Annotated in this window: 13 protein-coding genes; 5 read left to right on the top strand and 8 right to left on the bottom strand. The window is 60.1% G+C overall.

Features of this window, described 5'->3' with window-relative positions; translation table 11 throughout:
• Window positions 1–2 precede the first annotated feature (2 nt).
• On the top strand, window positions 3–659 hold the full coding sequence (locus AB9N64_RS24535) for a TetR/AcrR family transcriptional regulator (RefSeq protein ID WP_019817872.1): 657 nt from the start codon (window positions 3–5) through the stop codon (window positions 657–659).
• A gap of 587 nt (window positions 660–1,246) precedes the next feature.
• On the opposite strand, the gene AB9N64_RS24530 is transcribed toward AB9N64_RS24535, so the two are convergent.
• Entirely contained in the window at window positions 1,247–2,029 is a 783-nt protein-coding gene (locus AB9N64_RS24530) for a class I SAM-dependent methyltransferase (RefSeq protein WP_014717213.1), read from the bottom strand.
• A 96-nt stretch (window positions 2,030–2,125) separates the two neighbouring features.
• Between AB9N64_RS24530 and AB9N64_RS24525 the strand changes: the two genes are divergently transcribed.
• Window positions 2,126–2,746: a hypothetical protein gene (locus tag AB9N64_RS24525; protein ID WP_014717212.1), complete on the top strand. Its 621-nt coding sequence runs from the start codon at window positions 2,126–2,128 to the stop codon at window positions 2,744–2,746.
• Between the two features lie 3 nt (window positions 2,747–2,749).
• Here AB9N64_RS24525 and AB9N64_RS24520 read toward each other — a convergent pair whose 3' ends face one another.
• The 6 genes from AB9N64_RS24520 to ppc form a co-directional block, all read right to left on the bottom strand.
• Window positions 2,750–3,448 carry an extensin family protein gene (locus AB9N64_RS24520; RefSeq protein WP_073453136.1) on the bottom strand — a complete coding sequence of 233 codons (699 nt, stop codon included), beginning with the start codon at window positions 3,446–3,448 and terminating at the stop codon, window positions 2,750–2,752.
• A gap of 10 nt (window positions 3,449–3,458) precedes the next feature.
• The gene (locus AB9N64_RS24515) at window positions 3,459–4,319 is read right to left on the bottom strand and encodes a DUF72 domain-containing protein (RefSeq protein WP_038449171.1); all 861 of its coding nucleotides are present in this window, start codon (window positions 4,317–4,319) and stop codon (window positions 3,459–3,461) included.
• Complete coding sequence (locus tag AB9N64_RS24510) at window positions 4,319–4,621, bottom strand: hypothetical protein (RefSeq protein WP_034126521.1); 303 nt, start codon at window positions 4,619–4,621, stop codon at window positions 4,319–4,321. Before AB9N64_RS24510 ends, AB9N64_RS24515 begins: the two co-directional genes overlap by 1 nt.
• Window positions 4,622–4,781: 160 nt before the next feature.
• Window positions 4,782–5,468: a tRNA (adenosine(37)-N6)-threonylcarbamoyltransferase complex dimerization subunit type 1 TsaB gene (gene tsaB / locus AB9N64_RS24505; RefSeq protein ID WP_019817729.1), complete on the bottom strand. Its 687-nt coding sequence runs from the start codon at window positions 5,466–5,468 to the stop codon at window positions 4,782–4,784.
• Between the two features lie 90 nt (window positions 5,469–5,558).
• Window positions 5,559–6,206: an adenylate kinase gene (gene adk / locus AB9N64_RS24500; protein WP_003189104.1), complete on the bottom strand. Its 648-nt coding sequence runs from the start codon at window positions 6,204–6,206 to the stop codon at window positions 5,559–5,561.
• A gap of 280 nt (window positions 6,207–6,486) precedes the next feature.
• Window positions 6,487–9,132 carry a phosphoenolpyruvate carboxylase gene (gene ppc / locus AB9N64_RS24495; protein ID WP_371359725.1) on the bottom strand — a complete coding sequence of 882 codons (2,646 nt, stop codon included), beginning with the start codon at window positions 9,130–9,132 and terminating at the stop codon, window positions 6,487–6,489.
• A 199-nt stretch (window positions 9,133–9,331) separates the two neighbouring features.
• Here ppc and AB9N64_RS24490 point away from each other — a divergent pair, with 199 nt between their 5' ends.
• From AB9N64_RS24490 to AB9N64_RS24480, 3 genes are all read left to right on the top strand, one after another.
• Entirely contained in the window at window positions 9,332–9,676 is a 345-nt protein-coding gene (locus AB9N64_RS24490) for a hypothetical protein (RefSeq protein ID WP_014717206.1), read from the top strand.
• A 283-nt stretch (window positions 9,677–9,959) separates the two neighbouring features.
• Window positions 9,960–10,385, top strand: coding sequence for a DUF4398 domain-containing protein (locus AB9N64_RS24485; protein ID WP_003189094.1), 426 nt, complete (start codon window positions 9,960–9,962; stop codon window positions 10,383–10,385).
• Between the two features lie 56 nt (window positions 10,386–10,441).
• Complete coding sequence (locus AB9N64_RS24480) at window positions 10,442–11,227, top strand: OmpA family protein (protein ID WP_003189093.1); 786 nt, start codon at window positions 10,442–10,444, stop codon at window positions 11,225–11,227.
• A gap of 491 nt (window positions 11,228–11,718) precedes the next feature.
• Here the strand turns inward: AB9N64_RS24480 and AB9N64_RS24475 are convergent, their stop codons facing one another.
• The gene (locus tag AB9N64_RS24475) at window positions 11,719–12,075 is read right to left on the bottom strand and encodes a hypothetical protein (protein ID WP_014717203.1); all 357 of its coding nucleotides are present in this window, start codon (window positions 12,073–12,075) and stop codon (window positions 11,719–11,721) included.
• Between the last annotated feature and the right edge of the window lie 27 nt (window positions 12,076–12,102).

The raw sequence follows: 12,102 nt of genomic DNA, 5'->3' as shown, positions 1-12,102 counted from the left end.
AAATGTCCGACAATCCTCTGAACACCGCAAGCCCCGGGCGCCCCAAGGACATGGCAAAACGCCAGGCAATCCTCGAATCGGCAAAATCGCTGTTCCTGGACAAGGGCTATGCAAACACCAGCATGGACGCCGTCGCCCTGGCGGCCGGCGTATCGAAACTCACGGTCTACAGCCACTTCACCGACAAGGAGACGCTGTTCACCGCGGCGGTAGTGGCCAAATGTGAAGAGCAATTGCCGGTGATGTACTTCGAGCTTCCCGAAGGCATGCCCGTCGAGACGGTGTTGCTCAACATCGCACGCGGCTTTCATCGGCTGATCAACAGCGAGGAGTCGGTAAACCTGCATCGCCTGATGATGACCACCGGCAATCAGGACGTGAAACTCTCCCAGATCTTCTTCAACGCCGGCCCCATGCGCATGCTGCAAGGCATGGAGCGCTTGCTCGGCAAGATTGACCAGGGCGGCGCGCTGAGCATCGACACACCGTTCAAAGCCGCGGAGCACTTCTTTTGCTTGCTCAAGGGCACGGCGAACTTTCGCTTGTTGTATGGCTGCGGCGGACAATTGAGCGCGCAAGAGGCTGAAGAGCATGTGCAGGACGTGGTGCAGTTGTTTATGCGGGCCTATCGCAGCACGGGGCTCGACAGCACCGCATAGGCGGTAGCAACCGACGGTAACCACGATGCGAAGCGAGTCGCTCTTGATCTGCTCTTGATCTGCTTTTGATTTTGATCTTAAGCGCCCCGTCAAACCACGCTGGCCGGAATTCGACAGGGATTTGGGGGGTAAACCGGCAGGGATGCCGGTTTAGCCGCCCCGCGCCATGGATGGCGCATGGCGGCGGCCCCCCAACTCACTGGCGGATTACGGGCACACCGAGCCCAGGCGAGGTGCCGAGTGGTGGGGCAAGAGCGTTTTGCTTACTTTTGCGCTTTTCAAAAGTGAGCCGCTGTCAGAGCGGAACCCTAGGTGGCCGTTACCGCAGGAATGGATATGTACACAATCCAACTGTGTTGACTGCCAGGCAGCCTTCGCGAGCAAGCCCGCTCCCACAGTTTGGATAGCGGGGCGTCAGGTAGACAGGTGTCGGCTTTCAGGCCGTCATCGCAGGCAAGCCAGCTCCCACATTTGGATTGCGGCGCGCCAGAGAGATAGGCATCGGCTGTCAGGCCGTCTTCGCAGGCAAGCCAGCTCCCACAGTTGGATCTCGCCGCACCTGGGAGATAAGTGCTGCTGTTTGCAGCTTACGGCTTGAGCGCTTTCTTGGGATAAATGTCGTAGCGGCTGGACTTGCCATCCAGCGCATGGCTCGGCTTCGGCCCCTCAATGCAGGGTGCCTTGCGCGGACGCTTGACCACCACACGATGGCTGGCCAGGGCCAGAGCCGCCGCGAGCAACGCCGGGGCATCCGGGTCATCGCCCACCAATGGGCGGAACAGGCGCATTTCCTTCTTCACCAGGGCGGTTTTCTCACGGTGCGGAAACATCGGGTCCAGGTAGATCACCTGAGGCGGCTCGCCCTGCCAATTGAGCATCACGTCGATGGAGTTGCCCTTGAGCAGCTTCATGCGCGCCACAATCGGCGCCACGTCAAAATCCTCGGCAGCGCGGGCCAGACCATCTTCGAGCAAGGCGCCGATCAGCGGCTGGCGCTCGATCAGGCTCATCTCACACCCGAGGCTGGCCAGCACGAACGCGTCCTTGCCCAAGCCAGCCGTGGCATCCAGCACCCGCGGGCGCACGCCCTGGGCGATGCCCACCGCCTTGGCGATCATCTGCCCGCTGCCGCCACCATACAACCGCCGATGCGCCGCGCCGCCTTCGACAAAGTCGACCCGCACCGGCCCTGGCGCATCAGGCCCAAGCTGTTGCAACTGCAAGCCGTGCTCCCCCACTTGCAGGGAAAAATCCGCATCGGCCACCTGCAGAGGCAACCCCAGCAGCGAAGCCCACTGTTCAGCGCGGGCCTGGAAGCTGTCAGCCAAGGCTTGGACCTGGATGCGGCTGGCCGCTGGTTGTTCGTTCATCAATCGCCACGCTCAAAAATATTAAGGATCGGCAAACAACGGCCGATAAAAATCACAGTCAGGTATTTTGCCAGAGCTGAGCGTCGACCGAGAAAAATGTCAGACATTCTTCCCCTTTCCATCGGTGTACTGCCGACCCACAACCATTACGGCCTGCGCAATACCCAAGCGCTGGCCGGGGTGAGTCATGTGTGGCAGGACTTCTTCGCCCGTGCGTTGGCCGAGCAGCTCGGTGAAACGTCGGACGCGCTCGCCGCCAAGACGCCTGCCCCGGCAGACCCGGCGGTTGAACCCCGCGAAGGCGCCGACCTGCTGGCGCAGATCCTCACCCAGCGTGAGTGCGATGTGAAAGACACCGAGATCGCCCCGCCGGAACCGCTCTTCCTGCCAATTGCCGAGTTCGAAACCGAGCTGCTGCCACCGGCCGCGACGCCGTTCCCGGAAGAAGAAATAGTCGCCCAGCAACGCCAGCAAGCGTTTGAGAGCGAGTGGGTGCGCCCCATTGTGCTGAACGCCGGCCAACCGCTACCCGCGCCGGGCCCGGCGCCACAACCACGCCCACTGCACCTGCCGATTGCCGAATTCGAGCTGGACCTGCTGCCACCGGCCGCCACGCCGTACCCCGAAGAAGAACTGCTGGCGCAGCAAAAGGCCCTGGATTTCGATTACTACTGGGCGCGCCCGCTGGTGACCCACAACCTGCGCCTGGCCGCCTGAACCTTAGCGACACACCCACCAACGCCCCATGTCCAGATGGAAATGGTTGCGATGGGCGGCGTTGTAGTCCGGGCTCAACACCACGTTGAAATCATCACAGGCGCCATCGCGTACCAAGCGCAGGAAACGCGCACTGTCGCCCTGGCCCGGCCAATCCTTGAGCACGCTGATGCTGCGCCCATCCGCCAGGCGAAAACCGGCGATATCCAGGGCATTGGCCGACGCATGCTGGCTGAGTCGACCGTCGGCACGGTTGTAGATATTACGGCAGGCAAAACTGCCCAAATGCTCGACGCGGCTCACCGCTTGGCCAAACACGGCCTGGGCCGCCGGTTGCAGGCTATGTCGCTCGAACAAGGCGAACGCCACCGCCAGCGGGCAACTGGCAAGAAAGCTGCTGCTCAAGGCCACGTCAGCGCCCTGCACGCGCAGGACACTGCGCAAGGGGCACGCTGCATCAGTCGGTGTATCGGCCTGGCGGCTCACGCGCAGACCAGAGGTGTTCAACACCTGGTCACAAAGCGCTGGATCATCCTGCAAACGACTGAGCTTGTAGCGCGTCAACAGGTTGGGGCTCGCTCGCACATCCAAGGGCGCCCAGGGGTTCCATTCAGGCGGCATCGGCACCCAACCGCGCCAGACAGCCAACGCAAATGCCCCCACCACCAACAGCAACACACTCAATGTCTTGACCACACCCACGGCTCAACCCTCAAAGTAGTCCGAGCTGCTCCGCCACGGGTTCTCGATGCAAGGCAGGCAGCGGCGGTAGCCCTGGCAGGCGCACCATCAGCTTGGCGTGGAAGCGCAGCGCCAGCTGTGCCGCGAGACGGTTGTCCGACGTGTGCAGGAACATATAGGGCGTGCGGCCCTCTTCGATCCAACTGGCAATCTTTTCCACCCAGGGAATCAGGAACGGGTCATTGGCCTCAAGGTCCGGATGCCCGATGAAGCGCACCTGGGGAAACTGCGTCAGGGCCGCCGGGCGCGGTGGCACCCGGGGCTTTTTTGACTGAGCATGCAGCACCGCTTCCGAGGTAGAAGTACAACTGAACAGTGCACGGGGATCGAGGCAGATGCGCTCGACACCGCGATCGCGCAACAGGCGGTTGAGCATGCGCTCAGCATCACCCTTGGCAAAGAACTGTTCATGACGCACCTCCACGGCCAGCGGCCGATCAATGCCATCGAGAAATCCAGCCAGCTCCGCCAGGCGTGGCGGCGTAAAGCTCTTCGAGAGCTGCAGCCACAGCGGTGAAACGCGCTCACCCAACGGGCTCATCAAGCCGACAAAACTTTCTGCCGCCGGCAACTGTTCACGTAAATCGCCAGCATGGCTGATATCGCCGGGGAATTTGGCGGTGAAGCGAAAATCATCAGGCATGATTTCGGCCCAGCGCTGCACAGTGGCGGCCGAGGGGCGAGCGTAAAAAGTGGTATTGCCCTCAACGGCGTTGAAGACCTGGGAATAGAGCCCGAGGTAATCGCTGGAACGTGCCTCAACGGGATACAGGTACTCGCGCCAGGCGTTTTCACTCCAGGACGGGCAGCCGATGTAATAAGGCAAACGCATCAGATATGGATATCGAGACCCAGCACTTCCATATCCCATTCGACAAAGCCGGCAGTGGTCAGGTAGCTGGCCAGGGCGGTGGCAACGCTTTTGCTCATGGAACGGGGAAAGACCATGTCTTGCTGACGGGCAGGAACGCCGCTGATACGTGCGCTCGAGGCGCCTTGAGCTTTGGAAGGCGTATCGGTGTGTACTTCGATGAAGTCCGGTGAATCCTCGACGGACTCGTCTACCGTCACGCTCGCCTTGCGCGGCTTACGCTTGAGGGGGTACGACTGTGAGGAAAAACCGTCTATACGCATACATGCAGACTCGGTATCAATGATGGCAATTTAGCGGCACTTTCCATGGCGCGCAAATGCTCTGGTGATAACTAGAACACATAATTTGTAAAAGGTTTAAAAACCCAGGCAAATTCTGACGATTGGCGAAATTTGCCGCGTAACGCCCACATTTTTGGCGTCAAATAATCCCGCGTTCGGCCTTGGTCTGCGCGACTTTATCGCGCAGGTACACCGGTGCTGCCTGGTCCGCCGCAATCGCCTCGCCGCGCTCGAATGCGAAACGTGCCAACGCCAGCAGGTCTTCGGCGTGGGGCAACATCGCTGCGTCCTGCTCGGCACACGACACCTTGATGCGCTCGCCATAACCCCAGCCCGTGCCGGCACCGAACCAATCACCGCTGGCGTCAGCGGGCAACTGCGCAGCTTCGGGGGCAAGCACCGCTTCCGCACCGACCAGGCGCATTTCGCCTGCGGTCTCACGGTAGCAACCCCAGTAAACCTCATCCATGCGCGCATCAATTGCCGCTGCCACCTGCGATGCCCCGTGCTCACGCAACGCACGCTGGGCCAGTACCGCCAGGTTGGACACCGGCAACACCGGGCGCTCCAGCGCAAAGGCCAGGCCCTGCACCACGCCAATGGCAATGCGCACGCCAGTGAATGCACCGGGGCCACGGCCGAACGCGATGGCATCCACGGCAGCCAGGGTGGTACCGGCGTCTTCAAGCAGTTGCTTGATCATCGGCAACAATTTCTGCGCGTGCAGGCGCGGGATCACCTCGTAGTGGCTCGTGACCTTGCCATCGTGCAGCAAGGCAACGGAGCAAGCTTCAGTCGCGGTGTCCAGGGCCAGCAGGGTGCTCATCGGTGTGGGTGTCCAAGTCGGAAAAAAGTGCGCCAGTATAAACAACAACGGCCCGCAAGCGGGCCGTTGTCTGTGCCGCCGATCACAGGATCAGCTCAGTGCTTGCAACACCTTGGCGGTGATGGCCTCTACCGAGCCCACACCAGGGATGTGGCTGTATTTCGGCTTGCCCTGGGCTGCGGACAGCTTCTGGTAGAAGTCCACCAGGGGCTTGGTCTGGGAATGGTAGACCGACAGGCGATGACGCACAGTTTCTTCGGTGTCGTCTTTACGCTGCACCAGGTCTTCGCCAGTGACATCGTCCTTGCCTTCGACTTTCGGCGGGTTGTAGACGATGTGGTACACGCGGCCCGAGCCTTCGTGAACGCGACGGCCAGCGATACGCTGGACGATCTCTTCGTCTTCAACTGCGATCTCGACCACGGCGTCCAACTCCACGCCCGCCTTCACCAAGGCTTCAGCCTGGGGAATGGTGCGTGGGAAGCCGTCGAACAGGAAACCGTTCTTGCAGTCTTCCTGGCTGATGCGTTCCTTGACCAGGTTGATGATCAGGTCATCGGAGACCAGGCCGCCGCTGTCCATCACGCTCTTGGCGATCAGGCCCAGCTCGGTGCCAGCCTTGACGGCCGCACGCAGCATGTCGCCGGTGGAGATTTGTGGAATGCCGAATTTTTCAGTGATGAACTTTGCCTGAGTACCTTTACCGGCCCCGGGAGCTCCCAGCAGAATGACGCGCATCGATGTGCTCCTCAATTTTTTATAGAGATGACGCTCGGATTCGCCGCGTGGGGCCAATCTCGTAAAAATGTGGTTCTAGGCCGATCAAACGGCCAAAGGCTGATCAAGATACACAGCGGGCCCTCACCATACAAGCCGCCAAAAGTAGGAGAAACCCGCGCCGCACATGCGTCAGCGCCAGGGTGTGCCTGAGCGCAACCCGCCTGCTCAAAAGACGACCGCCCGTTTCCGGGCGGTCGTCGTGGTTTATCCGCAAGCCATTGAGTACACGCAAAAAACCTCAACCGGTGTTGCGCAAACCGGCCGCAATACCGGCCACGGACACCAGCAGCGCCTGTTCCAGAGGGCTGTCTTGCGCAGCCTCCTGCTGACGGGAACGTGCCAACAACTCGGCCTGCAACAGGTGCAAGGGGTCCAGGTAGGTGTTGCGCAGGCGGATGAACTCCAGGGTGTCGGGGCTATGGGCCAGCAGCTGCGACTGGCCGGTCAGGCCAAGCACCACGTCACACGCCTGCGACAATAGGTCGCGTAAGTGCGCACCCAATGCCAGCAGGTCCGGCTGCACCAGACGCTCATCATAAAGACGGGCGATATCGGCATCGGCCTTGGCCAGCACCATTTCCAGCATGTCGATGCGCGTGCGAAAGAATGGCCACTGCTCGCGCATCTGCCCCAGCAATTGACCTTCACCGCGCTCCAGCGCCTTGCTCAGTGCCGCTTCCCAGCCGAGCCAGGCGGGTAGCATCAGACGCGTCTGGGTCCAGCCAAAGATCCATGGGATGGCGCGCAAGCTTTCTATCCCGCCCGCACGGCGCTTGGCCGGGCGACTGCCCAAGGGCAAACGGCCCAACTCCTGCTCCGGCGTGGACTGGCGGAAGTACTCGACGAACTGCGGATTTTCCCGCACCACGGCCCGGTAAGCGCTGACACCGTCTGCCGCCAGTTCGTCCATCAGATGACGCCAGGCAGGCTCGGGAGGGGGCGGCGGTAACAGGGTCGCTTCCAGTACCGCCGCCAGGTAGAGATTGAGGTTCTGCTCAGCGATATCCGGCAGACCGAATTTGAAGCGAATCATCTCGCCCTGCTCAGTGGTACGGAAACGCCCCGCCACCGAGCCCGGCGGCTGCGACAGGATAGCCGCGTGTGCCGGGCCACCGCCACGACCAACGGTGCCGCCGCGACCATGGAACAACAATAGCTCCACCTGTTGCTCGCGGCAGATATCCACCAGACGTTCCTGCGCCCGGTACTGCGCCCAGGCGGCGGCCGTGGTGCCCGCGTCCTTGGCCGAGTCCGAGTAGCCAATCATCACTTCCTGCGGGCCCTGCAAGCGTGCGCGGTAACCCGGCAATTGCAGCAGGCGCTCCATCACCGGTCCGGCGTTGTCCAGGTCGGCCAGGGTCTCGAACAACGGCACTACGCGCATCGGCCGTTGTACGCCCGACTCTTTCAACAGCAGTTGCACCGCCAATACATCCGACGCGGCGCCCGCCATAGAGATGACATACGAACCTAATGACGCCGCCGGTGCGGCGGCGATTTCCTTGCAGGTATTCAATACCTCGGCAGTGTCCGCCGAGGGTTTGAAGTAACCCGGCAGCAAGGGCCGCCGATTGGTCAGTTCCTGGGTCAGGAAGCTGATACGCGCATCCTCATCCCAGTCCTCATAACGCCCCAGGCCCAGGTAGTCGGTGATTTCGGTCATGGCCGCCGAGTGACGGCTGGAGTCCTGACGCACATCCAGGCGCACCAGGAACAGGCCGAACGTTACGGCACGGCGCAGGCAGTCGAGCAGCGGGCCATCGGCGATCACACCCATGCCGCATTCATGCAGGGACTGGTAGCACAGCTGCAGCGGGTCGAGCAGGTCGCGGTTGTCCTGCAACACCTCGGCCGGCGCCGGGGTGGTGCTGGTCAACGAGGTGTGGGCCCACTGGCGCGTGGCGCGCAGGCGTTCGCGCAGTTGCTTGAGCAAGGCACGATAAGGTTCGACGCTGTCGCCGACTTTGGCTTGCAACGCCGGGCTGGCCTGTTGCATCGACAGCTCGGAAGCCAGTTGATCAATGTCACGCAGATACAAATCCGCCGCCATCCAACGCGCCAGCAGCAGCACTTCGCGGGTGACCGGCGCGGTGACGTTCGGGTTGCCGTCACGGTCGCCGCCCATCCACGAAGCAAAGCGAATCGGCGCAGCCTCCAGGGGCAGGCGCAAGCCGGTGGCGGCGTGCAGGGCCTGGTCGGCCTTGCGCAGGTAATTGGGAATGGCGTGCCACAGCGAATGCTCGATCACCGCAAAGCCCCATTTGGCTTCATCTACCGGCGTGGGGCGCACGCGCCGGATTTCTTCGGTGTGCCAGGCTTCGGCGATCAAGCGTTGCAAGCGCTCGCGAATCTGCTCGCGCTCGGCGGTGGTGAGATCGCGGTGATCCTGCAAGGCCAGTTGCGCGGCAATGGCATCGTATTTCTGAATCAGCGTGCGGCGGGCCACTTCGGTGGGGTGGGCGGTGAGCACCAGCTCGATGTCCAGCCGCGCCAGCTGCCGGGCCAAGGATTCATTGCTGTGCCCTTCGCTTTGCAGACGGGCCAGCAATTCTGGCAAGACGCGGGATTCGAACGGCGCAGATTGCGATTCATCGCGCCGATGAATCAACTGATATTGCTCGGCAATGTTGGCCAGGTTGAGGAACTGGTTGAAGGCCCGCGCCACGGGCAGCAACTCCTCCTCCTGCAACTGATTGAGGCTGGCGCTCAGTTCATCACCAGCGGCATTTTGCGAAACGGCTCCATGGCGGTCGGCCTTGGCGCCTTTGCGGATCTGCTCGATCTTATCGAGGAAAGCCTCGCCGTACTGCTCTCGAATGGTGTTGCCCAACAGCTCACCCAGCAGGTGAACATCCTCACGCAAGCGTGCATCGATATCACTCATCAGCCAATCTCCAGCCAGAAATCCGGGACGCGCAAGTGCTTCAGAGTGCCGCCGACGTCGGTTTCTGACAAGGCCGAACGCGAACGACTTTAAACCTTGGCGCTTGCAGCTAGTCTCAACGATGAGTCGCCGCGTTATTTTCACGCAGGCGGCTGGTCACTCATCACCGCCTGCCATCGCAGGCTTTATTGAGGTAGCCATGAAAATTCGAGAACTGGCCCAGCATTGGGAAGAAACCGCCAAGGGTCGTTTGACCAAGACTGAATACGCCATTCATCTGGATGTAGAAGCCGCTGCCCGGCTGGCGGCCATTGCCGAGATGTACCCCAAGCGCCACGTCGAAGAACTGCTCGGCGAGCTGATCGGCGCCGCACTGGAAGAGCTGGAAGCCAGCTTTCCCTACATCCAGGGCCAGCAGGTGATTGCCACCGACGAAGAGGGTGATCCGCTGTATGAAGACGTCGGCCCCACCCCACGTTTTCTCACGTTATCCCGTCGCCATTTGCATGATTTATCAGCCGTTGCTGACGAACAAAAACACTGATAAACATTTATTGACGTCAATTAAACCCACGTATTCCGGGCCTTTTACAGGCCCGGAGGTACCGCTGCCCGCCGCGAAAGTTCCATTTTTTAAACATTGACCAGTCAGTCAGATATTTTTTTAGGCAAATCGCCATATCCGCTGAACTTTTGAAAAAAGCCTCCGGTCACAGCCAGTAGCCATCACTTGTGGAACGGTCGTTTGAACGGACGCCATGTGCTTTACCGACGGGCCCGAAATCGATACGCCCCGATGGATTTTGATGTTTTTCAGGAGTTATCCAATGGAGTTGAAGACGATGAACACCAGCACTGCCAAATCCTCGTTTAACCACCTGCGCGGGCTCAAATTGGCCGCGCTGGCAATCGGCACCAGCTTCGTTCTGGCGGGCTGCGCCGGCAACCCTCCAACCGAGCAGTACGCCGTAACCCAATCGGCCGTCAACAGCGCAGTCAGCGCCGGCGGTACCGAGTATGCGGCGGTGGAAATGAAGTCGGCCCAGGACAAGCTCAAAGAAGCTGAGATTGCCATGCACGACAAGAACTACGACAAAGCTCGCCAACTGGCTGAACAAGCCGAGTGGGATGCTCGCGTCGCTGAGCGTAAAGCCCAGGCTGCCAAGGCTCAACAGGCTGTGAAGGATTCCCAGAAGGCTGTTGACGAACTGCGTAAAGAAGGCATGCGCCCAGCTGCAATCATGCAGAAGTAAGCCGCTGCCACTTGACTGCATCGCACCTGATATCGAATTGAAAGGACGACACGACTATGCGTAAACAATTGATGATCCCTGCCCTGCTGGCGATGAGCGTTGCCTTGGCGGCCTGCTCCACCCCGCCGAACGCGAACCTGGAAAATGCGCGGACCAATTTCTCGTCCCTGCAAACCAACCCACAAGCCACCAAGCTGGCTGCGCTGGAAACCAAAGACGCCAGCGACTGGCTGGACAAGGCTGACAAGGCCTACCGCGACAAAGAAGACGAGAAGAAAGTCGACCAACTCGCATACCTGACCAACCAGCGCGTTGAAGTGGCCAAGGACACCATCGTCCTGCGCGAATCCGAAGCCAAGCTGAAAAACGCCGGTGACGAACGCGCCCGTGCCCTGCTGGACGCGCGTGATGCGCAGATCAAGCAACTGCAAAACAGCTTGAACGCCAAGCAAACCGATCGTGGCACCCTGGTGACTTTCGGTGACGTGCTGTTCGCCACCAACAAGTCCGACCTGAAATCCAGCGGCCTGGTGAACATCACCAAGCTGGCTCAGTTCCTGCGCGACAACCCAGACCGTAAAGTGATCGTCGAAGGCTACACCGACAGCACCGGTTCTGACTCGTACAACCAGAGCCTGTCGGAGCGTCGTGCCGCTTCCGTTCAACGTGCACTGGCTCAACAAGGCGTGGATATCTCGCGCATCGTGACCCAGGGCTATGGCAAGGAATATCCGGTTGCCGATAACGGCAGCGTTTCCGGCCGCGCCATGAACCGTCGCGTTGAGGTGACAATCTCCAACGACAACCAGCCGGTCAAGCCACGGTCTTCCGTCGCTAACTGATCATTGGTCTGGTAAAAAGCCCCGCCTTCAGGCGGGGCTTTTTCGTTGCCATTCATGAATGCGTATTCAAGCTTTAGTCATTGATGTATCCGAAGGTGCTGCGATTGCCACAAAAAAACCACCAGAAACGGTGGTTTTTTTGACTAGGGAAACTTGATCATGCGATCAGTATCTTCATCCGGCGGCGTTATCTTTTTGTTATGACGGGAGGTATCAGATGAGCAACCTGCCAACTGATTACGCGCCTGTTCTTGCGCATCCGCCCGCTCCAACGCCTGATGCGCCCTGGCCATAGCCAGCATATTGCATATCGCATCAATTCTTATCACTGCCTTCCCGCCCCCACTGTGCGTAAGTTACATCGCCCTTTGTGGTACCTGACGCAATTAGGTTCCAAACAATTTCGTTACACGCCCCCGGTACGCCGATAAGTGCAATGCCGCTGACATGAAAAACCTGTCGATAACTGACAGGTTTTTAAGGGTTGCCTATCAGTAGGTGACTGAGCCTTGATTCTCGCCACCGCCGGCCTGAATCTGGCCTTGGCCAGCTGAGCCACCTTCACCGGCTTGGCCACTTTGAGCCGCTTTTTTTTCCAGCAGTTGCTTCAGCATTTCAAGCAGCTCTTCAATGCTTTCTCCCCCACCAGCGCCTTGGCTTGCTCCGGAACCTTGAGCGCCTCCACCCCCCTGGGAACCACCGGAACCAGAACCTTGCGAACCTTCACCGCGCTTAGCGCGGATTTGCTCTTGAAGTTGCTGGATTTGCTGATCAAGACCTTGCGAAGCCCCCTGAGAACCTCCCGAATTGCCGACGCCAATTGAAGGTGCTGCGCCAATACCATTCATAAAACTCGTACTCCAGATTGATGAAAT

This window comes from Pseudomonas sp. KT_2_4 (assembly GCF_041410225.1).
Classification (GTDB): domain Bacteria; phylum Pseudomonadota; class Gammaproteobacteria; order Pseudomonadales; family Pseudomonadaceae; genus Aquipseudomonas; species Aquipseudomonas paracarnis.
Note: the sequence above shows the minus strand (reverse complement) of the source record. Positions and strands in the feature narration are given on the sequence as shown.